The following is a 24692-nucleotide window of genomic DNA, read 5'->3' on the forward strand; positions in this document are numbered from 1 at the left end:
GCATGTTCGACATCCATCGTGAAGTCATCGAGTGGGGCGGCCGCACCCTCGTGCTCGAGACGGGCAAGATCGCCCGCCAGGCCGACGGCGCCGTCCTCGCCACCTATGGCGAGACCACCGTTCTCGCCACCGTCGTCTCGGCCAAGGAGCCGAAGCCGGGCCAGGACTTCTTCCCGCTGACCGTCAACTACCAGGAAAAGGCCTTCGCGGCCGGCAAGATCCCGGGCGGCTACTTCAAGCGCGAAGGCCGGCCGAGCGAGAACGAGACGCTGGTCTCGCGCCTGATCGACCGCCCGATCCGCCCGCTGTTCGTCGAGGGCTACAAGTGCGACACGCAGGTGATCGCGACCGTGCTCAGCCACGACCTCGAGAATGATCCGGACATCGTCGCCATGGTCGCCGCCTCGGCCGCGCTGACGCTGTCGGGCGTGCCGTTCATGGGCCCGGTCGGCGCCGCGCGCGTCGGCTATCAGTCCGGCCAGTTCGTGCTGAACCCGACCGTCGACGCGATGGACAACGCCGATCTCGACCTCGTCGTCGCCGGCACCCAGGACGCCGTGCTGATGGTCGAGTCCGAGGCGAAGGAACTCGCCGAGGACGTGATGCTCGGCGCGGTCATGTTCGGCCACAAGTCGTTCCAGCCGGTCATCGAGGCGATCATCCGCCTCGCCGAGAAGGCCGCCAAGGAGCCGCGCAACTTCACCGCGCCGGACCTCTCGGAGATCGAGAAGGCCGTGCTCGAAATCGCCGAAGCCGACCTGCGCGAGGCCTACAAGCTGACCGCCAAGCAGGAGCGCTACAAGGCCGTCGACGCCGCCAAGGCGAAGGTCATGGCCGCGCTCGTGCCGGCCGACGGCGAGGCGAAGTTCGACAAGGAGAAGGTCGCCACCGTCTTCAAGGAAGTCCAGGCCAAGATCGTGCGCTGGAACATCCTCGACACCGGCATCCGCATCGACGGCCGCGACGTGAAGACCGTCCGCCCGATCGTCTCGGAAGTCGGCATCCTGCCGCGCACCCACGGTTCGGCGCTGTTCACCCGCGGCGAGACGCAGGCCCTCGTGGTCGCGACCCTCGGCACCGGCGAGGACGAGCAGTTCGTCGACGCGCTGGAAGGCACCTACAAGGAGAACTTCCTCCTTCACTACAACTTCCCGCCCTATTCGGTCGGCGAGACCGGCCGCATGGGTTCGCCCGGCCGTCGCGAGATCGGCCACGGCAAGCTCGCCTGGCGCGCCGTGCGTCCGATGCTGCCGATCAAGGAAGACTTCCCCTACACGATCCGCGTCGTCTCGGAGATCACCGAGTCGAACGGCTCCTCGTCGATGGCGACCGTCTGCGGTTCGTCGCTGGCGCTGATGGACGCCGGCGTGCCGCTCAAGGCGCCGGTCGCGGGCATCGCCATGGGCCTGATCCTCGAGGGCGAGCGCTTCGCGGTGCTCTCCGACATCCTCGGCGACGAGGATCACCTCGGCGACATGGACTTCAAGGTGGCCGGCTCGGATCAGGGCATCACCTCGCTGCAGATGGACATCAAGATCCAGGGCATCACCGAGGAGATCATGCGCATCGCCCTCGACCAGGCCAAGGGCGGCCGCATGCACATCCTCGGCGAGATGGCCAAGGCGCTGACCGCGCCGCGCGCCGAACTCGGCGAGCATGCCCCGCGCATCGAGAGCTTCAAGATCCCCACCGACAAGATCCGTGAAGTGATCGGCTCGGGCGGCAAGGTCATCCGCGAGATCGTGGACAAGACCGGCGCCAAGGTCGACATCCAGGACGACGGCACCGTCAAGGTCTCCTCGGCCGATCAGAAGAAGATCAAGGCCGCGGTGAACTGGATCAAGTCGATCGCCGCCGAGCCGGAGATCGGCCATATCTACGAAGGCACCGTCGTGAAGTGCATGGAATTCGGCGCGTTCGTGAACTTCTTCGGTTCGCGCGACGGCCTCGTGCACATCTCGCAGCTGGCCCCGAAGAAGGTCGCCAAGGTCACCGACGTGGTCAAGGAAGGCGACAAGGTGTGGGTCAAGCTGCTCGGCTTCGACGAGCGCGGCAAGGTCCGCCTGTCGATGAAGATCGTCGACCAGGCGACCGGCGAAGAGATCAAGGGCGAAGGCGGCGACAAGGCCGCGGAGTGATCCGCGGACTGTTGCGGCTTTTTGAGCTGAGACATGGAACGGCGCCCGAAAGGGCGCCGTTTTCGTTTGGGAGTCGCATTCCGCGATCGATTGAGGTAAGGAATATCCTTACTGTGGAGAGACTGCGATGATCACGAGCCGCCTCACGTCCAAGGCGCAGACGACGGTGCCCCAGCCGGTCCGCAACGCCCTCAAGCTGCGCGAAGGGGACGTCCTCGCCTACGAGATCGACGGCGATCGCGTGATCCTGTCGAAGGCCAATCCGGCCGAGCGGGAAGATCCGTTCCGGACCTTCTCGGAGTGGCACTCGGACGCGGACGCCAAGGCCTATGCCGACCTTTGAGCGCGGGACGGTCGTCCGTGTGCCCTTCCCCTATACCGATCGGGTGACACGCCGGCGCCGACCGGCGCTCGTCGTCTCCGACGGTCCGGTTGGCGATGGACATCTGCTCTGGGTGGTGATGATCACGAGCGCCGAAAATCGCCCGTGGCCGGGCGACGTGGCGCTCGGCGAACGTTCCGCCGCTGCGGGCCTGCCGGCCCCCTCGATCGTCCGACCGACAAAGATCGCGACGATCGAAGTTCAGGATGCCGATCCGATCGGACAGATCGACGCCACATCGCTCGATGCGGTTCTGGCGACGATCCGCACCACCATGGCCCTGTGATCGAGCCTCAAGGCTCGAACGCGACCGCCCCCGTCTTCTCGGTCAGCGCCCGCGGATCGACCGAAAACAGGCTCTGCGGCGTCCCGGCCGCCGCCCAAACGCTCGAGAATTCGAGCAGTTTCTGGTCGACGAACGTCTTCAGCGGCGTTGCATGGCCGAAGGGCGGGATGCCGCCGATGGCGAAGCCGGTGATCTCGCGCACCTTGGAACCCGAGGGACGATCGAGCGCTTCGCCGATCGTGTGCGCGGCGCGGTCCTGGTCGACGCGGTTGGCGCCGGAGACCAGCAGCAGGTAGGGCGCACCGGTGTCGCGGCCCGTGAACACCAGCGACTTCACGATCTGCGCGACGTCGCAACCGACCGCGCTCGCTGCCTCGTCGGCCGTGCGCGTGCTCTCGGTCAGCACCTCGATCACGACATCGAGGCCGATGGCGCGGGCGCCGTCGAGCACGCGGCGGCAGGCATCGGGGAGCAGGGTTTCGTCGGTCATGGCGGGCTCTCGGAGGTTTTCGCGAGTCGATCGGAAGCGCGTTGATAGCGCGCCGGTCCGCGGATGACGAGAGCGCAGCCGTCAGAGCTACCGTCTCGCCTTCTTGAACGATCCGTCGTCTGGCCGCGGGATTGTCTTCGCGGACGAGACACGCGATCTGATAAGGCGAAGAATTCCGCCGTTAACGGGTTTCCCGGAGGTCCGCCGTGTCGATCGAAACCATCGTATCCGCGAAGAAGCTGCCTGAAGCCCTGCACGACGGCCCCGTGACCCTGCTCGTGCGCGATCGCGCGACGCTGCTGCCGTGGTATCGGACCGTGCTCGGCTTCGTCGAGCAGGCGAACGGGCCGACGCGCAGCGTACTCGGGGCGCCGGGCGGGGCGCCGCTGGTGATCCTGCAGGACGCGGGTTCCGCGCGCGGGCATGACCCGCGCACGGCCGGCCTGTTCCACGTCGCCTATCTGATGCCGAGCCGCGAGGATCTGGCGCGCTGGGTCGCGCATCTGGCGGCCAAGCAGATCCCGATCGACGGCGCCTCCGATCATCTCGTCAGCGAGGCGTTCTATCTGCACGACCCGGAGGGCAACGGCATCGAGGTGTACCGCGACCGGCCGCGCGCCGAGTGGCGCCGCGACGGCGAGGGGGTGGCGATGGACACGCTGCCGGCCGACATCCAGGGCCTGCTGACGCTCGGCACGCGGCTCGAGGACCGGTTCGACACCGCGCCGGCGGGCACGACCGTCGGGCATGTCCATCTCAAGGTCGCCGATCTCGCCGCGACCAAGGCGTTCTACATCGACGCGCTCGGCTTCGACCTGATGGCGACCTATCCGGGCGCGCTGTTCGTGGCCGCCGGCGGCTACCATCACCACCTCGGCCTCAACGTCTGGCAGAGCCGCGGCCGGCCGCGCGTCGCCGGCACCGAGACCGGGCTCATCGAAACGACGCTGGTGCTGCCCGGCGGCACCGGCATCGATACCGCCGCCGGGCGGCTATCGAATGCCGGCTTCGAGGTCGTGGCCAGTGGCGCCGACGCGATCGCGACCGATCCGGCCGGTCTCAAGCTGCGCCTGATCGCCGGCGTCGCCGCGGCCGAGGCGCTGGCCGGCTGAAGGCCGGCAGGGCCGAAGAGCTATGGGCAGGCGGATGGCCCGCCGGCCGGGGTCCGCGATCGAGGCTCACCGGCAGGACAGGGTGACCGTCCTGCCGTTCGCCTCGGGCGGCAGCGACGCGGTACGGCTGCCGGCCGCGCCGCAGGACCATTCGACGAAATAGTCCTTGCGCGTGCCGTAGCAGGGATCGCTGATCCGGTTGACGTCGACCCGGTAGGTGCAGACCGGCCGGCCGTTGCAGGCAGCGCGGATGTCACTGATCTCCGAACCGGACTGCGGGCACTGGCGGCCATAGATGGCGCGGCGAACCTGAATCGTCGGCTGCGGCCGATTGAAGCCCTGCGAACCGAATCCCGGGCCGCGCGGCAGGCCGCGGGCGCCGCCCGGCGCGCCGCAGTTGCAGACCGACATGCGGCCGGGGACCGTGGTCGTCCAATTGCCGTCCCAGCCGGTGCGGCCGCAGACGGCCGGGCACTTGCGCTGGGCATCTTCGTTGCTCCAGATCGGGCCGGCCTCGACATTGAAGGCCTGCGCGATCGGCGCCTCAGTGAGAATGGCGAGCGCGAACAGCCCCGCGCGGGCGATCGTCTTTGCAATCATCGATGAAACCTCTTGGCCGGAAATGCGGCAGTCGGAGACGGACGCGCCGGCCGCGCGATGTATGCGGCCGAGGCTTTCGCACTATGACGGCGGCGTCACCTTCCGCAAGGGCCACTTTACTTTTCGCAGCGCTGGACCGGGGTCGCAGATCGGGTATCCGTGCGGGCTCGACGAAGGACCTTGGCCCCCGGTGCTTGCTTGTGACGCAAGCCATCTTCGATCGGGTGGGTTCACTCCGGTCCGGCCTTGCTCTAATCCCATGCACCATGGCAGCGCGGTCGCGCGGCCCATGCGCGGCGGGCGAGATCGACATCCATGCGTCTACTGGTTCTCGGACACGGCTATTCGGCGCGCCATGCGGTCGCCGCCCTCGCGGCGGATGCGAGTTCGGTCGCGGCGACCACACGCTCGGCCGACAAGGCGGCGCGGCTCGCCGCGCGCGGCATCGCGGCGGTCGCCTATGACGGGGCCGCGCCGTCGCTGGCCGTCGCCGCGGCCATTGCGGACGCGACTCACATCCTGGTCTCGGCCGGGCCGGACGCGGCCGGGGATCCGTTCCTGCGCCACCACGCAGCCGACGTCGTCCAAGCTGCCGCGGCCGGCGGGCTCGCCTGGATCGGCTACTATTCGACCATCGGCGTGTTCGGCGACACCGGCGGGGCCTGGATCGACGATCGCGATCCCGCGAACCCGATGTCGGAGCGCACGCGCTGGCGCGTCGCGGCCGAGGACGCCTGGACGGCGGCGGGTGCCGCCGGCGGCGTGCCGGTCGCGGCTCTCCGGCTCGGCGGCATCTACGGGCCGGGTCGCAACGCCTTCGTCAATCTGGCGGCCGGAACCGCCAAGCGCGTGATCCGTCCGGGGCAGATATTCAACCGCATCCATGTCGAGGACATCGGCCTCGTCACCGCCGCCGCGCTGCGGGCGCGCGCCGCCGGGCCGATCAGCGTCGTCGACGACGAGCCGGCGCCGCCGCAGGACCCGATCACCTTCGCGGCCGGGCTGATGGGCATCGAACCGCCGCCGGCCGTGCCGTTCGAAGAGGCCGAGTTCAGCCCGATGGCGCGGAGTTTCTGGGCCGAGAACCGCCGCGTCCGCAACACGAGACTGCGGCAGGAGCTCGGCGTGACGCTCGCCTATCCGAGCTATCGGGAAGGGCTCGCCGGGCTCTGGACGAGCGGCACCTGGGCCGGCGGCCCGGAGGACAAGGAAGAGGCGAGCCCGCGGTTCCGCCGCGGGGCGACGGGGGGGTAGCCCCCCGCTCTCAATGCGCCTCGTCCCAATTGTGCGCCGCGCGGGCATCGACCTTCAGCGGCACGCGCAGCGTCACCGCGGGCTCGGCCGCCGTCTCCATCACCTCTCGCACAACAGGCAAGGTCGCCTCGATCTCGGCGTCGGGTACTTCGAAGATCAGTTCGTCGTGCACCTGTAGCAGCATGCGCGCCGAGAGCTTCGCCGCCGCCAGCGCCGGCTCCATGCGGATCATGGCGCGGCGGATGACATCGGCGGCCGAGCCCTGGATCGGGGCGTTGATCGCGGCGCGTTCGTTGAAGGCGCGTAAGGACGGGTTCTTGGCCGCGATCTCGGGATAATGCGCGCGGCGGCCGAAGACGGTCGTGACATAGCCGTCGCGGCGGCAGGCGGCCTTGGTCGCCTCCATGTAGTCGCGGATGCCCGGAAAACGCTCGAAGTACTTCTTGATATAGGCGCCGGCCTCCTCGCGGCCGATACCGAGCTGCACCGCCAGGCCGAAGGCCGAGATGCCGTAGATGATGCCGAAGTTGATCGCCTTGGCCCGGCGGCGGACCATCGGGTCCATGCCGGCGACCGGCACACCGAACATTTCCGACGCGGTCATCGCGTGGATGTCGATGCCGTCGGCGAAGGCCTGCCGGAGCTGCGGGATCTCGGCCATGTGGGCGAGCACGCGCAGCTCGATCTGGCTGTAGTCGGCCGAGACCAGCTTGTGGCCGGGCGTCGCGACGAAGGCCGAGCGGATCTTGCGGCCCTCCTCGGTGCGGACCGGAATGTTCTGCAGGTTCGGCTCTGAAGATGACAACCGGCCGGTCGTGGTCGCGGCGAGCGCGAACGATGTGTGGACGCGCTGGGTCTCTGGATGCACGTAGCCCGGCAACGCGTCGGTGTAGGTTGATTTCAACTTGGAGAGCTGGCGCCAGTCGAGGATCAGGCGCGGCAGCTCATGACCCTGGTCGGCCAAGTCCTGCAGCACGTCGGCGCCGGTCGCCCAGGCGCCGGTCGCGGTCTTCTTGGCACCGGGCAGGCCGAGCTTGCCGAACAGCAGGTCACCGAGCTGCTTCGGCGAGCCGATGTTGACCGGCTCGCCGGCCTTCTCGTGGATCTCGGCCTCGAGCCGGGCCATGCCCTGCGCGAAATCGCCGGAAAGCCGGCTCAGGATCTGGCGATCGATCGCGATGCCGCGCCGCTCCATGTGCATCAGCACCGGCACGAGCGGCCGTTCCAGCGTCTCGTAAGTCGTCGTCAGGCCGGAGGCGACGAGGCGCGGCTTCAGCACACGCCAGAGCCTGAGCGTGACGTCGGCATCCTCGGCGGCGTAGGCCGTGGCGCGGTCGAGCGGCACGCGGTCGAAGCCGATCTGCGCCTTGCCGGAGCCGGTGACCTCCTTGTAGGCGATCGGCTTATGGCCGAGCCAGCGCTCCGAGAGCTCGTCCATGCCATGGCCGCCCTTGCCGGCGTCGAGCACATAGGAGATCAGCATCGTGTCGTCGATCGGGCGGACGGCAATGCCGTAGCGCGCCATGATCGCGGCGTCATATTTGACGTTCTGGCCGATCTTGAGGACGCTCTCGTCCTCCATCAGGCTCTTCAGCCGTTCGAGCGCTTCCGGGAACGGGATCTGGCCGATGATCGGGCCGTCGTCGAACAGGCCGGTGCCGCCGGCGCGGTGGGCGAGCGGCACGTAGCAGGCGCGGCCGCACTCGATCGCGAGCGAGAAGCCGACCATCTCGGCCATCATGCTGTCGAGTGAGGTCGTCTCGGTGTCGAAGGCGACATGACCGGCCTCGCGGGCGACCGCGATCCACTCGTCGAGCCGTTCGAGGCTCATCACGGTCTCATAAGCCGTGTTGTCGACCGGCTGTTCCTTGGCCGCGGCGAGCCGGGACTCGACCAGCTGCGCCGGCGTGAAATCGCCGGGCGCCACGGACACCGTCTTCGACGGCGTCACTCTGCGCGGCGCCGCCTCGGCCTCGGAAGAGCCGGACATGGGCGTCGCGGCACCAGTCGCATCCTCGGCCGGCGCGAACACCGCGCCGGTGCCGTCGGCGCCGGGGGGCCAGAACTTGATCGTGACGGGGACCGGCTTCACCTCGGCCGCGACTGTCTCGGTCGCGGCGGCGACGCGGTTGGTCAGCGTGGTGAATTCCATCGTCTTCAGGAAGCCGACCAGCCGGACGCCGTCGAGGCTCGCGACCGCGAGAGCGTCGATCGGGCATTCGAGCGGCACGGCGCAGTCGAGCTTGACGAGCGTCTTGGAGATCCGCGCCATCTCGGCGTGCTCGATCAGGCTCTCGCGCCGCTTCGGCTGCTTGATCTCGCCGGCGCGGGCGAGCAGCGTTTCGAGGTCGCCATATTCGGTGATCAGGCCGGCGGCGGTCTTCACGCCGATACCCGGCACACCCGGCACGTTGTCGACCGAGTCGCCGGCGAGCGCCTGTACGTCGGCGACCTTGTCGGGCGTGACGCCGAACTTCTCGAATACCTCCGGCTCGCCGATCCGCTTCTCCTTCATCGTGTCGTACATGACGACCCCGGGCCCGACGAGCTGCATCAGGTCCTTGTCGGACGAGACGATGGTGACGTCGGCGCCGGCGGCGCGCGCCTGGCTCGCGTAGGTCGCAATGATGTCGTCGGCCTCGTAGCCGAGCTGCTCGACGCTCGCGACATTGAAGGCCTTCACGGCCTGGCGGATCAGGCCGAACTGCGGGCGCAGATCCTCCGGCGGCTCGGGGCGATGCGCCTTGTACTGGTCGTAGAGCTTGTTGCGGAAGGTGATCGCCGAGGCGTCGAACACCACCGCGATATGGGTCGGCTTGACGCCGATCTCGGTCTTCTCGGTCTCGCGCAGCAGCCGGTAGAGCATGTTGCAGAAGCCGGACACCGCACCGATCGGCAGGCCGTCGGACTTGCGGGTCAGCGGCGGCAGCGCGTGATAGGCGCGGAAGATGTAGGACGAGCCGTCGACCAGGAACACGTGGTCGCCCGGCTTCACCGGCCGGCGCACCGCGCCATTCTCGAGCATGTCGTTGTCGAGCGTGGCCGTGTCGGGCGTGTGGTCGAGGCCGGCGGACGTGCCGCCGGCCGGCGCGGTCGTGTTGGTCGTGTCGGGCGGGGTCTCGGGCGATGTCGCGGTCATGGGGGCGGATATTAAGGTCCGAGACCGGGAAGGGAAGCGTGCAAGCGACGCTCTCCCGTAGAATCCGATCCGCGGTCGCATCCGGTGCGACGCACGCTCCGCGCCGGTCGCCGGGGCGGGCTGCGCAGGGCGCTCTTGAACGCGCGTCCAGCCGGCGGCATAGGAGGGGCGAGAACGCACCATGCGACCGGCCGAGCCTCGGCCGCCGCCAACCGGGACGACACCGATGACCATTCAGTCCAGCCTCTCGCTCGCAAAGGAAGCCGATGCGCTTCTGCGCTCCGTCGGCGTCGCGCCCGCGGCCTACACCGGCGGCTCGCTGAAGGTCCGCTCGCCGGTGACCGGCGAGGAGATCGGCGCGCTGCCGGAGATCGACGTCGCCGGTGTCGGCGCCGCGATCGGCCGCGCCGAGACCGCCTTCAAGGCCTGGCGCCTCGTCCCGGCGCCGAAGCGCGGCGAGCTCGTGCGCCTGCTGGGCGAGGAGCTGCGCGCGCACAAGACCGCGCTCGGCCGTCTGGTCTCGATCGAGGTCGGCAAGATCACCTCCGAAGGCCTCGGCGAGGTCCAGGAGATGATCGACATCTGCGACTATGCCGTCGGCCTGTCACGCATGCTCTACGGCCTCACGATCGCGACCGAGCGGCCGAGCCATCGCATGATGGAGACCTGGCATCCGCTCGGGGTCACCGGCGTGATCTCGGCCTTCAACTTCCCCGTCGCGGTGTGGTCGTGGAACGCCGCGCTGGCGCTGGTCTGCGGCAATCCGGTGGTCTGGAAGCCGTCGGAGAAGACGCCGCTGACCGCGCTCGCCACTCAGGCCCTGTTCGAGCGCGCCGTCGCGGCGTTCCGCGCCGGCGGCGGCGAGGCGCCGGACGATCTGTCGATCGTGCTGATCGGCGGTCGCGACGTCGGCGAGGCGCTGGTCGACGACACCCGCGTGCCGGTCGTCTCGGCCACCGGCTCGACCGCCATGGGCCGCGCAGTCGGCCCGCGGCTCGCCAAGCGCTTCGCCCGCGCGATCCTCGAGCTCGGCGGCAACAACGCCGGCATCGTCGCGCCGAGCGCCGATCTCGACCTGACGCTGCGCGCGGTCGCCTTCGCCGCCATGGGCACCGCCGGTCAGCGCTGCACGACGCTGCGCCGGCTGTTCGTGCACGACAGCGTCTATGACGCGCTCGTGCCGCGGCTCCGCAAGGCCTACGGCTCGGTCAAGGTCGGCAACCCGCTCGAGGCCGGCACGCTGGTCGGTCCGCTGATCGACGCGGCCTCGTTCGAGCGCATGCAAAGGCGCTCGCCGCCGCCAAGGCCGAGGGCGGCACCGTCACCGGCGGCGACCGCGTGACGGTCGCGGGCGCCGAGGGCGGCTACTACGCCGCGCCGGCGCTGGTGGAAATGCCGTCGCAGTGCGGCCCGGTGGTCGAGGAGACCTTCGCGCCGATCCTCTATGTGATGCGCTATCAGACCATCGAGCAGGCGATCGCGTTGCAGAACGGCGTGCCGCAGGGCCTGTCGTCGTCGATCTTCACCAACGACCTGCGCGAGGCCGAACTGTTCGTCTCGGCGGCCGGCTCGGATTGCGGCATCGCCAATGTCAACATCGGCCCGTCGGGCGCCGAAATCGGCGGCGCGTTCGGCGGCGAGAAGGAGACCGGCGGCGGCCGCGAGGCCGGTTCGGACGCCTGGAAGGCCTACATGCGCCGCACCACCAACACGATCAACTACGGCCGCACGCTGCCGCTCGCCCAGGGCGTCGTCTTCGACGTCGAGTGATCGGCGGTCGCTGAGACGGTGAACACATGAAGAGCCGGAGCGCGGCGGTTCGGGGGGTTACCCGAACCGATCGCAGCTCCGGCTTTTTTCGTCCTGGCGGTGTAACGGATGCGTGATGGCGCGGGTCTCACGGGTATTCCCACCCTCGGACCAGCCCGCCCGCCATGACACCTCCGCCGCTCTCCGGCCTCCGCGTGCTCGAACTGGCGCGCATTCTCGCCGGCCCCTGGGCCGGGCAGATCCTCGCCGATCTCGGCGCCGACGTGATCAAGGTCGAGCGGCCGGGCCAGGGCGACGACACCCGGAGCTGGGGACCGCCCTTCGTGATGAGCGCCGACGGCGGCTCGCTCGGCGCCGCCTATTATCATGCCGCCAATCGCGGCAAGCGTTCGATCGCGATCGATTTCGAGACCGAGGACGGCCGCACGATCGTGCGCCGGCTCGCGACGGAAGCCGACGTCGTGATCGAGAACTTCAAGCAGGGCGGCCTGAGGAAATTCGGGCTCGACTACGACAGTCTCGCCGCGCTCAATCCGCGGCTCGTCTATGCCTCGATCACCGGGTTCGGCCAGACCGGGCCTTATGCCCATCGCGCCGGCTACGATTTCCTGATCCAGGGCATGGGCGGGTTCATGGACCTGACCGGTCAACCCGATGGCGAGCCGACCAAGGTCGGCGCCGCGGTCGCCGATCTCGGCACCGGGCTCTACGCGGTGATCGGCATCCAGGCCGCGCTCGCCGCGCGCGAGAAGACCGGCCGCGGCCAGATGGTCGATCTCAGCCTGATGGACACGATGGTCGGGCTGCTCGCCAATCAGGCGATGAACTACCTCGTCTCCGGCCGGCCGCCAAAGCGGCTCGGGAACGGGCATCCGAACATCGTGCCCTATCAGGTGTTTCCGACCGCCGACGGCTTCGTCATCATCGCGGCCGGCAACGATCGGCAATGGGCGGAACTCGCGCGTATCCTCGGGCTCGCGCCGCTCGCCGGCGATCCGCGCTTCGTCACCAACGGCGACCGCGTCCGGAACCGCGCAGAGCTGATCCCGCTGATCGAAGCGGAGACGCGCCAGTTCTCGCGCGCGGAACTGCTGGCGGCGCTGGAAGCCGCGCAGGTGCCGGCCGGGCCGATCAATTCGGTCGATGAGGTGTTCGCCGATCCGCAGGTCGTGGCGCGCGGCTTGCGGCTCGACCTTGCCGCTCCGGACGCGGCCGGCGGCACGATCCCCGCGGTCCGGACGCCGATCCTGTTGTCGGAGACGCCGCTCACTTACGGCGCGGCGTCGCCGGGCCATGGCGCGCATACACGCGCGGTGCTAGGCGAGCTCGGCTATGCGGAGGCGGCCATCGCGGATCTGGCCGCGAAGGGTGTGATCGGGCTCGGCGGCTGAGGCGCCGCCGAACCCGCTGGTCTTCAGCCGCGCAGAGTCGCGCCGGTCGCCTTGGTGACGGCCGCGACGATCTTGGCGCCGACCGCCTCGATCTCCTCGTCGGTCAGCGTCTTCTCGACCGGCTGCAGCGTAACCTCCAGCGCGACCGACTTCTTGCCCTCGGCGACGCCGGTGCCGCGATAGATGTCGAACACCGAGACATTGTCGACCAGCGCCTTGTCGGCGCCGCGCGCGGCCTTGAGGATCTTCTCGACCTCGACGGCCTCTTCGACGACGAAGGCGAAGTCGCGCGCCAGCGGCATCAGCTCGGAGATCGCGAGCTTACCCTTGGTGCGCGTCGGCCGCGCTTTCGGCTCGGGGACCGCATCGAGATTGATCTCGAAGGCGACCATCGGCCCGGAGACGTCAAGCGCCTCCATGATCGCCGGGTGCAGCTCACCGAAGGCGGCCAGCACGTTCTGCGGTCCGAGCTGGAACACGCCCGAACGGCCCGGATGGAACCAGGCCGGCGCGTTGCGGGCGATTTGCAGCTTGTCGACCGGCGCGCCGAGCGCCTCCAGCACCGCGACCGCATCGGCCTTGGCATCGGCCCAGGACACGGCGGGAGCCGCGCCTGACCAGTGCCGGCCGGCGCCGGTCATCACGGCCGTGCCGCGCCGCACGCCGCCGGCGACCTGGCGTTGGTCGCGCGGACGGTCGCCGAGGAACACCTGGCCGACCTCGAACAGCGCGACGTCGCCATTGCCACGATCGGCATTGCGCTGCGCCGCCGTGATCAGGCCCGGCAGCACGCTCGGCCGCATGTCGGAGAGGTCGGAGGCGATCGGGTTGGCGAGCGCGAGCGCCGGGGCGCCACCGCCGAACAGGGTGGCGAACTCCTTCGAGACGAAGGACCAGGTCACCGCCTCGAGCATGCCGCGGACCGCGAGCATGCGCTTGGCACGCGAGCGACGGATCTGCGCCGTGGTCAGCACCTTGGCGTTGACCGTACCGAGCGGAGCGATCGGCGTGTTGACGACCTTGTCGAGACCCCAGATGCGGGTGATCTCCTCGACGATGTCGGCCTTGCCGTGCACGTCCGCGCGCCAGGACGGCGGCGCGACACGGAACACGTCCTCGCGCGCCACGACCGAGAAGCCGAGGCGGTCGAGGATGTGCTTCATCTCGATCCAATGCACGTCGAGACCGGTCAGGCGCTTCACTTCCGAGACCGGGAACGCGATGACGCGATCGGTCTGCGGCGCTTCGCCGGCGATCACGACCTCGGACGGCTCGCCGCCGCAGAGGTCGAGCACCATCTGGGTCGCGAGTTCCATGCCCGGGCCGAGGAAGGCCGGATCGACGCCGCGCTCGAAGCGATAGCGTGCGTCCGAGACGATGCCGAGGCGGCGACCGGTCTCGGCGATCTTCAAGGGCTCGAACCAGGCGCATTCAATGAAGACGTTGGTTGTCTCCTCCGAGCAACCCGAGGCCTCGCCGCCCATGATGCCGCCGAGGCCGAGCACGCCGGCGTCATCGGCGATCACGCACATGCGCTCGTCGACCGCATAGGTCTTGCCGTCGAGCGCGACGAAGCTCTCGCCGGCCCGGCCCATGCGGGCATGGATGCCGCCGGTGAGCTTGTCGGCGTCGAAGACGTGCAGCGGCCGGGCGCGGTCGAGCGACATGAAATTGGTGATATCGACCAGCGCGTTGATCGGGCGCAGGCCGACCGCGCGCAGCCGCTGCTGCAGCCACTCCGGCGACGGACCGTTCTTCACGCCGCGCACATAGCGGCCGTAGAAGGCCGGGCAGGCCTTCGGCTCGCCATCGGCGAAGTCGAGACGGACGCCGATCGGCGAGGCGTAGCGGCCCGCGATGGTCGCGATCGTCTCGGGCTTCAGATCGCCGAGTTCGGCCGCGGCGAGGTCGCGCGCGATGCCGCGCACGGCCGTGCAGTCGGCGCGGTTCGGCGTGATCGCGACGTCGACGACCGGGTCGGCGAGGCCGGCATAGGCCGCGTAGGCCATGCCGACCGGCGCGTCCTCGGCCAGCTCGATGATGCCGTCGTGGTTCTCGGAGAGCTCCAGCTCGGCGGCCGAGCAGAGCATGCCGCGGCTCTCGACGCCGCGGATGGTGCCGATGCCGAGCGTGATGTTCTTGCCCGGCACATAGGTGCCCGGCGGCGCGAACACGGTCTTCAGACCCGCGCGCGCATTGGGCGCGCCGCAGACGACCTGCACCTGTTCGCCTTCGCCGGTGTCGACCATGCAGACCCGGAGCCGGTCGGCATTCGGGTGCTGCACGGCCGAGACGACATGGGCGATCTTGTAGGGCGCCAGCGCCTTGGCCTTGTCCTCGACGCCTTCGACCTCGAGGCCGATCGCGTTCAGCTTGTCGGCGATCTGGTCGACGGTCGCGTTGGTGTCGAGATGGTCCTTGAGCCAGGACAGGGTGAATTTCATGATCGCTGCTCCGCAAGGTCGGCGAGCACGGGCGCATTCGCGTCGCCGAGCTTCAGGAATTTCAACAAGAGATGCGCGTAGCCGAGTGCGTCGTCGATCGCCGCATGGCTGTGGGGCACGTCGCCGAGCCAGTCGGCCGGCAGGGGCTCACGCCAGGGGCGACCGAGCACGCCGGTCATCACGCTCGCGATATCGATGCCGGCGCCGCTGAACAGCGGCGCCTTCTCCCAGGGCGGCGCCACGAGGGGCACGCCCGCGTAGGCCCGCAGGTATTCGTCGATCCAGCGCCCGTCGAAGAAGAGCGGCCGCGCCGCGAAGGCACGCGGGCGGGGGAAGCGCTCGACCCAGGCGACGAAGTCGGCCGTCACCGTGGCCGGATCGCGCGGATCACGTGTCGCCAGCGCATGGGCCTCCGGCTCGGTCGCCCACCAGGTCATCGTGCGTGGATCCTGCTCGCGGTCGGGCCGCGGGCTCAGCACCGCTTCGAAGCTGTCGACGATCCCGTCCTCGAGCCGCACCGCCACGGTCGCGAACGCGAGCATCGAGTTCCGCGCCGGATCGGGTCCGTCGGATTCGATGTCGGTCACGAAATAGGTGGTCCGGTCGATCACGGGGGTCATGCGACGCCTCGGTTGGACGAGCCGATTGGAAGACCGATAGGGCCGGCCGATCAGCCGTTCGACAGGCCGCCGAACAGGGTCGGCATGTCGAGCGGCCGGAAGCCGTAGTGCTTCAGCCAGCGGGCGTCGGCATCGAAGAAGGCGCGCAGGTCGTTCATGCCGTACTTCAGCATGGCGATGCGGTCGATGCCCATGCCCCAGGCGAAGCCCTGGTACTCGTCGGGATCGAGGCCGGCGAAGCGCATCACGTTCGGATGCACCATGCCGCAGCCGAGGATCTCGAGCCAGTCGTTGCCCTCGCCGAACTTGATGTCGCCGCCCGAGCGATCGCAGCGGATGTCGACTTCCATCGACGGCTCCGTGAACGGGAAGAACGACGGCCGGAACCGCATCTCGACGTTCGGCACCTCGAAGAACGCCTTGCAGAATTCCTCGATGATCCATTTGAGCGTGCCGATGTTCGAAGTCTTGTCGATGACGAGACCTTCGACCTGGTGGAACATCGGCGTGTGCGTCTGGTCGCTGTCGCAGCGATAGGTGCGGCCGGGGATGATGACGCGGATCGGCGGCTTCACCGTCTCCATGGTGCGGATCTGCACCGGCGACGTGTGCGTCCTGAGCAGCATGCGCTCGCCGTCCTCCTTCGGATTGAAGAAGAACGTGTCGTGCATCTCGCGCGCCGGATGGCCGACGGGGAAGTTCAGCGCCGTGAAGTTGTAGTAGTCGGTCTCGATGTCCGGACCCTCGGCGACCGAGAAGCCCATGTCGGCGAAGATCGCCGTCAGTTCGTCGACCACCTGGGTAATCGGGTGGATGCGGCCTTCCGCGGCCGGGCCGGGGCGCACCGGCAGCGTGACGTCGACCGTCTCGCGCTTCAGGCGCTCGACGAGGGCGGCATCCTTCAAGACCTGCTTGCGGGCGCCGAGCGCGTCGCTGACGCGGTCCTTGACTGCGTTGATGGCGGCGCCGGCGGCCTTGCGCTCGTCCGGGCTCATGGTGCCGAGCGTCTTCAGGCGTTCGGAGATGGAGCCCTTCTTGCCGAGCGCGGCGACGCGGATCGCCTCCAGCGCGGCTTCGTCCGCGGCCCCCGCGATCTCCGCGAGGAGGGACTGTTCGAGGGCGTCGAGATCCGTCATGTCCGAGATCCGTATGGCTCTTGTCGTGAAATCCGGCCGGGCGGCCGGAAGGGGCAAGTCGAAGTCGCGCCCATTTAGGCGCAATTGATCGGCGGGGAAAGCGTCAAGCGGTAGCTCCAACGCGAAAAGGCCCCGCCCGGACGGGCGAGGCCTTTTCTCGATCGAAAACGCGGATCGATCCGGCAGCCGCCCGACCAGACCGCGAGCGGACGTTCAGATCACGCCGCGAGCGCCGCCTGGGCCTTGGTGACGATGGCCTTGAACGCTTCCGGCTCATGGATCGCGAGATCCGAGAGGACCTTGCGGTCGACCTCGATGCCGGCCTTGTTCAGGCCGTCGATAAATCGCGAATAGTTCAGGTTCCAGTCGATCGCGCGGACGGCCGCGTTGATGCGCTGGATCCAGAGAGCGCGGAAGTTGCGCTTCTTGTTCTTGCGGTCGCGATAGGCATACTGCATGCCCTTCTCGACGGCCGCCTTGGCGGTACGGATGGTGTTCTTGCGGCGGCCATAGTAGCCCTTGGCGGCCTTCAGAACCTTCTTGTGCTTGGCGTGGGCGGTGACGCCGCGCTTGACACGAGCCATGGGAATTCTCCTCGTAAAAGTCGTCGGAGGACGAGAACCGGATCATGCCGCCTCTCTCGGGCGACGCGATCGCGGCTTCGCTCCACTCACGCGTAGGGCAGGAAGTTCTTCAGGATGATCTTCTCATCGGGCGTCGCGAGCACGGTGGTGCCGCGCGCGTTGCGGACGAACTTGGCCGTCCGCTTGATCATCCCGTGTCGCTTGCCGGCCTGCGCGACCTTCACGTGGCCGTTGGCCGTGACCTTGAAGCGCTTCTTGGCGCCGCTCTTCGTCTTCAGCTTGGGCATTTTGCTCACTCTCGTTTGCGGGCGACGGTAATGGGGAAGCGAAGCCTCCACCTGCCGCGGGCACCTCTCGGCGCTCGCGTGAACCCCCGTCGTCCTCGAATTCAGTGGGTTCGAGCGTTCATGAACGGCCACGGCATGCCCTGAAGTAGAGCCGGTCCGTTCGAGACCGCGGGGTCATAGCCGAGAAGTCATCAAAATGCAATGGGAGGACGGGACCGCTCAACGCTCCGCCAGCGCCAGCTTCGCGCCGAGGGCGACGAAGGCCGCGGCAAAGCCGATCCGCATCGCCTTCAGAACCGGCGGCCGTTCGACGAGGAGATGCCGGACCGCGCCGGCGAAGACGCCATAGACCACGAAGACCGCGAAGGTCAGCGCCATGAACACGAGCCCGAGCGCGGTCATGCGCGCGAGCGGCGCGGGCTCGGCGGCGTCGACGAACTGCGGCAGGAAGGCGAGGAAGAAGATCGACAGTTTCGGGTTCAGGAGATTGAGCAGGATGCCCGAGACGATCACGGCCCGCGCGGGCCGGGGCGCCGGATCGCGCTCGATCGTCAAGGTGCCGCCCGCGCGCAAGGTCGCCCAGGCCATGAACAGGAGGTAGCCGACGCCGGCGATCTTCAGCACCTCGAAGGCGACGGCGCTCGCGTGCAGCAGCGCCGCGGCGCCGGTCAACGCGGCAACGAGATGCGGCACGATGCCGAGCGTGCAGCCGAAGGCGGCGATGATGCTCGCGCGCGGTCCGCGCGAGAGCCCGGCGGCGAGCGTGTAGAGCACGCCGGTGCCGGGCGAGGCGACGACGATCAGGGCGGTGATCAGGAAATCCGGCGAGAGGGCGAAGGACGACAGGGGCAGCGGCATGGGGCAGGCTCCGACAGGCGAAAAGCCCCTCCGGTCTCCCATTGTCGGCCCTCACGGTCTTGAAGGCGATTGCAGCCGGCGCGGTGGGGCGTCCAGGCCTCACGATCGGACGATCAGCCGAGCGCGGCGCGGAACCGGCCCGGCGTCAGCCCGTATTGCCGACGAAATGCGCGTGTCAGATGCGCCTGATCGGCGAAGCCGGCCTCGTAGGCGATGTCGGCGAGCGGCCGGCCGAGGGTCACCAGCCGACGGGCGAGCGCGACGCGGCGCTGCAGCAGATAGGCGTGCGGCGTGGCACCGACTTCGCGGGCAAAGCCGCGCAGCAGCTGGAAGCGGCTGACGCCCGCCTCCGCCGCGAGATCGGCCAGCGTGACCGGCTCGGCGGGGGCCGCGTCGATGCGGTGGCGGGCGCGCACGATCCAAGGGGTGGCGCCGCCGCGCTCGAAGGGGTCGCGGCTCATATGACGACGGCCGACCAGCGAGAGGACGGCGATCAGCGCCTCCTCCAATGCCATCGGATCGGCGTCGCGGTCCTGCCCGAGCGCATGGGCGCGATCGAACCGGGCGGCAAGCGCCGCATCGCCGATCACCGGCCGGGTGATCCGAAGCTCGGCCGCCCCTCACCGGCGAGCGCGGCGAGGCGTTCAGGGACGACGTGAAGCATGCGCCAGCGGCGAGGCGCGGCGCCGATCGGGCGGCCGTCGTGCATCTCGCCCGGATTGACGGTGATCAGGTCGCCGGCGGTCGCATCGACCAGCCCGGCGTCGCTCCACGAGCGATGTCCGCCGGTATCGATGCGGCCAATGCCGAACTCGTCGTGGGAATGGCGCGGAAAGCCGTCGTCGGAGATCAGGCGCGACACGACCACGCCGGCGAGCGGGGTCGGACGCACTTCGGCCTCGTGAATGCGGCGCATGGCCATCCGTGGATCTCCACCCGGGCGGGTGACCGATTTCACACCCGCTCGAACCGTCCCGTCCAGCCGACCAGATAGCCGGCCTCGTCGAGCGCGATCTCTTCCTCGCCGGTCTCGCCGACGATGCGGTAGAGCCGGCCGGGCTCGACCGCGGTGATCTTCAGCGTGTCGCGGCGGATCTCGAGGCTCGGCACGGCCACGCGCACGACGTCGACGGCCTTCTCGGCGCCAGCCTTCCAGGCGGCGCGGCGGACCATCGAGGTCAGCCAGATCGCCGAGCCGTCGAGCATCAGATCGAAGACGCCGTCGAATTCCTTGCGCGCCTTGCCCTCGCTGTCGGTCCAGCCGCCCATGCCGTCGTGGCGCAGCGCCACGGTCGGGCCGGCGAGGCGCGTCAGGTGCAGGCCGCGAAAGCCCGCCCATTCCGGCTCGGCGGTGATGCGGGTTCTGAGGCCGTAGCCCTCGGTGCCGGTGCCGGCGATCGTCACGCCTTCGGCCGTGACCCCCGCGGCGGTCGCCTTGACCGCGACATGCTCGAGCCCGCCGTCGGCGAGCGAGCGCCAGCGCCAATTCGCGATCGCGTCGGACAAGCGGAACTCCGGGTTACGCAGGAGGGGAAAAGGCGGGAGGGGTCAAAGGGATGGTGCAAGGGGGGTCGTGTATTGGCGCGACCGGCCGATCATGGCGGGCGCCGATCCATTCGCAGCCTGCCCAGGGATTCAACCTGGGCGGGGCTCGGCTTGCGCGGACGAGCAAGGCTCCTGAACGCACATCCTTCGAATGCGCCTTCCAGGCCAAGCCGCGTCCGTGACAACGTCCTTCGGTGGCAACGTCTTCGGTGGCGACATCTTTCAAACCGGCCGTTCCGGCCCAGCCAGCCCGGCGATGTGCGCGATAGACAGCACTCGCCGGCTTCCTGCCGGGCCCGTCGACCGGTCGGATCCGCGCGGACCTGAAGCGATCCGCGCGGCGCAAGGCGATCGGCAGCCACGCGTCAGCGCGGCGCCATCACCATGACCATCTGACGGCCTTCGAGGCGCGGCTCGGACTCGACCTTGGCAAGGTCGGTCACGTCGGCGCGCCAGCGCTCGAGCAGATCGATGCCGAGATCCTGATGCGCCATCTCGCGGCCGCGGAAGCGCAGGGTGACCTTCACCTTGTCGCCTTCCTCGAAGAAGCGGCGAGCCTGCTTCATCTTGGTCTCGTAATCGTGGTCGTCGATGTTCGGACGGAGCTTGATCTCCTTGATCTCGACGATCTTCTGGTTCTTGCGCGCCTCGGCGGCCTTCTTCTGCGACTGGTACTTGAACCGACCGTAATCGAGGAGCTTGCACACGGGCGGAACCGACTGCGGCGCGATCTCCACGAGATCGAGGCCGGCTTCCTCCGCCTGGGCGAGCGCGTCGAAGAACGACACGACGCCGACGTTCTTGCCTTCATCGTCGATCAGCTGAACCTGGGGAACGCCACGGATCTCCCGGTTGACTCGCGGCCCTTCCTTGGGCGGCGGCGGTGCGCGAAACGGACGGCGAATGGTCTCTACTCCCGATATCCTGTGCCGGAGGGCGGACGTCACAATCGATCGCCGCCGCGGCGCCTGTTCCCGATCCGGATCCCGGCCGTGTCGGCGAGCGGCGGCCGCGGGAGCGCCGCGACGAGACCGGTCGACAGGGATCAGGTCCGAAACTTCTCGAAGACACCCAAAGCCCCGTACGCCGATGCGCCGAGGCCGAGTGCCGTCATCCCGCCATAAGGCGGGGGATTTCCTAGGATTTGCTCAATCGCCCGGAAAGTCAACGCCCGTTCGGCGAAACGGGTCGCCGGACCGGGCGAGAACCTTCAGTGGACGAGCTTCGAAGACCGGCCCGTGACCGCGAAGCGTCAGCGGCAGTTGCGATAGGGACGGCCGTAACGATCGTAATGAACCGGACCGCAGCGACGACGATGCGTGCCGTCGGCGATCGCGGCACCCGCGACCGCGCCGACCGCGCCGCCGACCAGCGCCGAACCGGCCGTGCCGCCCGCAACGCCACCGACCACCGCCCCGACGGCGCCTCCGACGACCGCGCCCTCCACGACACGGCGCTGACGCCGGCTTTCGGCGAAGGCATCGGTGGCAGGCAGGACGGTCATCGCCGAAATGGCAACAGCGAAGACGACTTTCAAGGCGGGGCGCAGGCGAGACATGCTGATCGTTCCTCCCGGGACGGCGGCCGGCGACATGCCGCGCCGCAAACGATCCTGCCGGGCTCCCGACGGCAGGATCGATACCCGATGCTAACAGAACACTGACGCGGGGCAACCGGCGACGGCCCGGCGTCGATGGGGCACCCAGCGCAGCCCTCGACGCGGCCATGGCGTCGCGCTTGAGCCGTCGCGCGTCGCGGTCTACCACGACCGCAAGCGAGACATCGGCAACAGGGAAGGACCGAGCATGACCGAAGACGGCATCGAACGGATCGTGGTCGGCACCGGCGACGAGGCCCGCGAGATCGCGGTGGCGCATCGCGGCGGCAAACATGGCAAAGGGCCCGGCCTCTTGTGGCTCGGCGGCTTCCGCTCCGACATGACCGGCAGCAAGGCGACCGCGCTCGACGGCTTCGGCGCCGCGCGAGGCCTGGCGGTGACGCGTTTCGACTATTCCGGCCACGGCGTCTCGGGCGGCAGCTTCGCCGACGGCACGATCTCGCGTTGGCTGGAGGAATCGCTGGCGGTGTTCGATCGCATGACGACCGGCGATCAGATCCTGATCGGCTCGTCGATGGGCGGCTGGATCGCGCTGCTCGCCGCGCGCGAGCACCTGCGCGCGGTCGGCCGCGACGCCTCGCGCATCCGCGGCCTCGTCCTGATCGCACCAGCGCCCGACTTCACCGAACTTCTGATGTGGAACGGTTTCTCCGACGAGATCCGCGCCCGTATCCTGGAGACCGGTTTCTATGCCGAGCCGTCGGCCTATTCCGACGAGCCCTATCTGATCACCCGCGCCCTGATCGAGGACGGCCGGCGGCATCTGATCATGGGCGGGCGGATCGAGACCGGCTGTCCGGTGCATATCCTGCAGGGCGTGCTCGATCCCGACGTGCCCTGGACGCATGCGACCGAACTCGTCACGCGACTGGCGACCGACGACGTCGTGCTGACGCTGATCAAGGACGGCGACCACCGGCTGTCGCGCGAACAGGACATCGAGCGCCTGCTGGCGGCGGTCGGCGAGATGGTCGAGCACGCGCACGAGCCGCGCTGATCGCGCCTTTGCGAAGCGTCTTCCCTTGCGCGACGGCTGGCGCAGGCCCGTTCGAGCCGCGATGATCGGTACCGAGCCGCAAGGCCGTAGATCGAGAGCCGGGGGGCCGGGAGACGTTCGCCATGTCGATATCGATGCGCACCGCCGTTTTCGCCGCCGTCCTCATCACCGCGCTGCCCGGCGCGTCGCGGGCGCAGACCGGCGCGCCGCCCGGCATGCCCGGCCCGGGCCAGGCGATCCAGTCGACGCAGAACCGCATGCTGCCGACGCTCGCGCTCCACGGTATGGTCGCGACCCAGGAGGCGACCGCGACCCGCGTCGGCGTCGACATCCTGAAGCGCGGCGGCAACGCGATCGACGCGGCGGTCGCCGTCGGCTTTGCGCTCGCGGTCACGCTGCCGCGCGCCGGCAGCATCGGCGGCGGCGGCTTCATGATGGTGCACAAGGCGGCCAAGGACGGCCGCCCGGCGGAAACGGTCGCGATCGACTATCGCGAGACCGCCCCGGCGCTCGCGACGCGCGACATGTTCCTCGGCCCCGACGGCAATCCGGACGATGCGAAGTCGCGCGACAGCGGGCTGGCGGTCGGCGTGCCGGGCACGGTCGCCGGGCTCGCCGAGGCGCACCGGCGCTTCGGTTCGGGCCAGTTCACGCTCGCCGAGCTGATCGCGCCGGCGATCGCGCTCGCCCGCGACGGCATTCCGGTCGAGGACGATCTCGCCGATTCGCTGCCGGCGGCGGCCTGGCTCGGCCGCCACGCCGCCTCGAAGGCGATCTTCTGGAGGGACGGCGCGGCGCTGAAACGCGGCGACCGGCTGGTGCAGACCGATCTCGCCGCGACGCTCGCCCGCATCGCCGAGGCCGGCCCGGACGGCTTCTACAAGGGCGCCGTCGCCGAGAAGATCGCCGCGGCGGTGCGCGGCGCCGGCGGCGTCATGACGGCGGAAGACCTCGCGAACTACCGGGTCGCGACCCGTACGCCGGTGCGCGGCACCTATCGCGGCTACGAGGTCGTCTCGATGCCGCCGCCCTCCTCCGGCGGCGTGCATCTGATCGAGATCCTGAACATCCTCGAGGGTTTCGATCTGGCAGCAGCCGGTGCAGGCAGCGCCGAACAGATCCACCTCATGGCCGAGGCGATGAAGCCGGCCTATGCCGACCGGGCGACCTATCTCGGCGACCCCGACCGGGTGAAGGTGCCGGTCGCCGGGCTGACGTCGAAGGCCTATGCGGCCGGCCTGCGTGCCGCGATCGATCGCGATCACGCGCGGCCGGCCGACGCGATCTCCGCCGGCAAGCCGCTTGGCGCCGAGAGCGACCAGACCACGCATTTCTCGGTGGTCGACGCCGAGGGCAACGCCGTCGCCAACACCTATACGCTGAACTTCACCTATGGCGTCGGACTGGTCGCCGAGGGCACCGGCGTGCTGCTCAACAACGAGATGGACGACTTTTCCGCCAAGCCGGGCGCCACCAACGCCTATGGCCTGGTCGGCGGCGAGACCAACAGCGTCGCGCCGGGCGCGCGGCCGCTGTCGTCGATGACGCCGACCTTCCTTTTCAAGGACGGCAAACTCACTCTCGTCACCGGCAGTCCGGGCGGCAGCCGCATCATCACCACGACGCTCGCGGTGATCGTCAACGTGATCGACAACGGCATGAGCCTCGCCGAGGCCGTGGCGGCGCCGCGCGCGCATCACCAGTGGAAGCCCGACGTGCTGCTGGTCGAGACCGGCCTGTCGCCCGATACGCTGAAGCTGCTCGCCGCGCGCGGCCACAAGGTCGTGGTCGGCGCCAGTTCCGGCTCGGCCAATTCCATCCAAGTGACACCGGCCGGCCTGCTCGGCGCCGCCGATCCGCGCCAACGCGGCACTTTGGCCGCCGGATATTGAACGATCCGTTCGATGAATCCGCCGGTCACGAGCGCGTGATCGGCCGCCCCTCCGGCATTTCACGCCCTATCCTCCGCGCGGTCGGGGACAAGGCAGGCGCCCGCGCGGCGCCATGATGCGCGCCGGCCGTCGGCGCGCCCGTGCCCGCG

The 24692-nt window shown here is 69.2% G+C and carries 22 protein-coding genes and 1 pseudogene; 9 read left to right on the forward strand and 14 right to left on the reverse strand.

Features of this window, described 5'->3' with window-relative positions; translation table 11 throughout:
- Positions 1–2: 2 nt before the first annotated feature.
- From pnp to ABS361_18095, 3 genes are all read left to right on the forward strand, one after another.
- Positions 3–2138, forward strand: a complete 2136-nt coding sequence (gene pnp, locus ABS361_18085; protein ID XBY43949.1) for a polyribonucleotide nucleotidyltransferase — start codon at positions 3–5, stop codon at positions 2136–2138.
- Positions 2139–2265: 127 nt separating this feature from the next.
- Entirely contained in the window at positions 2266–2481 is a 216-nt protein-coding gene (locus ABS361_18090; GenBank protein XBY43950.1) for a type II toxin-antitoxin system PrlF family antitoxin, read from the forward strand.
- Positions 2468–2806: a type II toxin-antitoxin system PemK/MazF family toxin gene (locus ABS361_18095; GenBank protein ID XBY43951.1), complete on the forward strand. Its 339-nt coding sequence runs from the start codon at positions 2468–2470 to the stop codon at positions 2804–2806. The genes ABS361_18090 and ABS361_18095 overlap by 14 nt, the downstream gene beginning before the upstream one ends.
- Positions 2807–2813: 7 nt before the next feature.
- On the opposite strand, the gene ABS361_18100 is transcribed toward ABS361_18095, so the two are convergent.
- A complete protein-coding gene (locus ABS361_18100; protein XBY43952.1) occupies positions 2814–3296 on the reverse strand; it encodes a YbaK/EbsC family protein in 483 nt (160 codons plus the stop codon).
- Between the two features lie 206 nt (positions 3297–3502).
- Between ABS361_18100 and ABS361_18105 the strand changes: the two genes are divergently transcribed.
- Entirely contained in the window at positions 3503–4408 is a 906-nt protein-coding gene (locus ABS361_18105) for a VOC family protein (GenBank protein ID XBY43953.1), read from the forward strand.
- Between the two features lie 66 nt (positions 4409–4474).
- Here ABS361_18105 and ABS361_18110 read toward each other — a convergent pair whose 3' ends face one another.
- Positions 4475–5008 carry a mannan-binding protein gene (locus tag ABS361_18110; GenBank protein ID XBY43954.1) on the reverse strand — a complete coding sequence of 178 codons (534 nt, stop codon included), beginning with the start codon at positions 5006–5008 and terminating at the stop codon, positions 4475–4477.
- A 315-nt stretch (positions 5009–5323) separates the two neighbouring features.
- On the opposite strand from ABS361_18110, the gene ABS361_18115 reads away from it, so the two are divergent.
- Positions 5324–6262, forward strand: a complete 939-nt coding sequence (locus tag ABS361_18115) for an NAD(P)H-binding protein (GenBank protein ID XBY43955.1) — start codon at positions 5324–5326, stop codon at positions 6260–6262.
- A gap of 10 nt (positions 6263–6272) precedes the next feature.
- Here ABS361_18115 and polA read toward each other — a convergent pair whose 3' ends face one another.
- A complete protein-coding gene (gene polA, locus ABS361_18120; GenBank protein XBY46936.1) occupies positions 6273–9257 on the reverse strand; it encodes a DNA polymerase I in 2985 nt (994 codons plus the stop codon).
- 370 nt (positions 9258–9627) lie between these two features.
- On the opposite strand from polA, the pseudogene ABS361_18125 reads away from it, so the two are divergent.
- Both ABS361_18125 and ABS361_18130 read left to right on the forward strand, forming a co-directional pair.
- Positions 9628–11171 (forward strand): annotated as a pseudogene (locus ABS361_18125) (aldehyde dehydrogenase family protein).
- A gap of 164 nt (positions 11172–11335) precedes the next feature.
- Complete coding sequence (locus tag ABS361_18130; GenBank protein ID XBY43956.1) at positions 11336–12562, forward strand: CaiB/BaiF CoA-transferase family protein; 1227 nt, start codon at positions 11336–11338, stop codon at positions 12560–12562.
- A 23-nt stretch (positions 12563–12585) separates the two neighbouring features.
- On the opposite strand, the gene pheT is transcribed toward ABS361_18130, so the two are convergent.
- From pheT to ABS361_18185, 11 genes are all read right to left on the reverse strand, one after another.
- A complete protein-coding gene (gene pheT / locus ABS361_18135) occupies positions 12586–15006 on the reverse strand; it encodes a phenylalanine--tRNA ligase subunit beta (GenBank protein ID XBY43957.1) in 2421 nt (806 codons plus the stop codon).
- Complete coding sequence (locus ABS361_18140; protein XBY43958.1) at positions 15003–15626, reverse strand: DNA polymerase III subunit epsilon; 624 nt, start codon at positions 15624–15626, stop codon at positions 15003–15005. The genes pheT and ABS361_18140 overlap by 4 nt, the downstream gene beginning before the upstream one ends.
- Positions 15627–15676: 50 nt before the next feature.
- Positions 15677–16762 (reverse strand): phenylalanine--tRNA ligase subunit alpha, encoded by a 1086-nt coding sequence (gene pheS, locus ABS361_18145; GenBank protein XBY43959.1) that lies wholly within the window; start codon positions 16760–16762, stop codon positions 15677–15679.
- Between the two features lie 218 nt (positions 16763–16980).
- Positions 16981–17346 carry a 50S ribosomal protein L20 gene (rplT, locus tag ABS361_18150; GenBank protein XBY43960.1) on the reverse strand — a complete coding sequence of 122 codons (366 nt, stop codon included), beginning with the start codon at positions 17344–17346 and terminating at the stop codon, positions 16981–16983.
- A gap of 86 nt (positions 17347–17432) precedes the next feature.
- On the reverse strand, positions 17433–17633 hold the full coding sequence (gene rpmI, locus ABS361_18155) for a 50S ribosomal protein L35 (GenBank protein ID XBY43961.1): 201 nt from the start codon (positions 17631–17633) through the stop codon (positions 17433–17435).
- Between the two features lie 219 nt (positions 17634–17852).
- Entirely contained in the window at positions 17853–18491 is a 639-nt protein-coding gene (locus ABS361_18160) for a LysE family translocator (GenBank protein XBY43962.1), read from the reverse strand.
- 113 nt (positions 18492–18604) lie between these two features.
- Complete coding sequence (locus ABS361_18165; protein XBY43963.1) at positions 18605–19081, reverse strand: AraC family transcriptional regulator; 477 nt, start codon at positions 19079–19081, stop codon at positions 18605–18607.
- On the reverse strand, positions 19078–19413 hold the full coding sequence (locus ABS361_18170; GenBank protein XBY43964.1) for an AraC family ligand binding domain-containing protein: 336 nt from the start codon (positions 19411–19413) through the stop codon (positions 19078–19080). Before ABS361_18170 ends, ABS361_18165 begins: the two co-directional genes overlap by 4 nt.
- Before the next feature lie 32 nt (positions 19414–19445).
- On the reverse strand, positions 19446–19997 hold the full coding sequence (locus tag ABS361_18175) for a putative glycolipid-binding domain-containing protein (protein XBY43965.1): 552 nt from the start codon (positions 19995–19997) through the stop codon (positions 19446–19448).
- 404 nt (positions 19998–20401) lie between these two features.
- Positions 20402–20941 carry a translation initiation factor IF-3 gene (infC, locus tag ABS361_18180; GenBank protein ID XBY46937.1) on the reverse strand — a complete coding sequence of 180 codons (540 nt, stop codon included), beginning with the start codon at positions 20939–20941 and terminating at the stop codon, positions 20402–20404.
- Positions 20942–21288: 347 nt separating this feature from the next.
- A complete protein-coding gene (locus ABS361_18185) occupies positions 21289–21630 on the reverse strand; it encodes a glycine zipper domain-containing protein (protein XBY43966.1) in 342 nt (113 codons plus the stop codon).
- Positions 21631–21841: 211 nt separating this feature from the next.
- On the opposite strand from ABS361_18185, the gene ABS361_18190 reads away from it, so the two are divergent.
- Together ABS361_18190 and ggt are read left to right on the forward strand one after the other, a co-directional pair.
- Positions 21842–22651 (forward strand): alpha/beta hydrolase, encoded by an 810-nt coding sequence (locus ABS361_18190; GenBank protein ID XBY43967.1) that lies wholly within the window; start codon positions 21842–21844, stop codon positions 22649–22651.
- 122 nt (positions 22652–22773) lie between these two features.
- Positions 22774–24543: a gamma-glutamyltransferase gene (gene ggt, locus ABS361_18195; GenBank protein XBY43968.1), complete on the forward strand. Its 1770-nt coding sequence runs from the start codon at positions 22774–22776 to the stop codon at positions 24541–24543.
- Positions 24544–24692: the final 149 nt, after the last annotated feature.

The organism is Ancalomicrobiaceae bacterium S20, from assembly GCA_040269895.1.
GTDB lineage: Bacteria > Pseudomonadota > Alphaproteobacteria > Rhizobiales > Ancalomicrobiaceae > Methyloraptor > Methyloraptor flagellatus.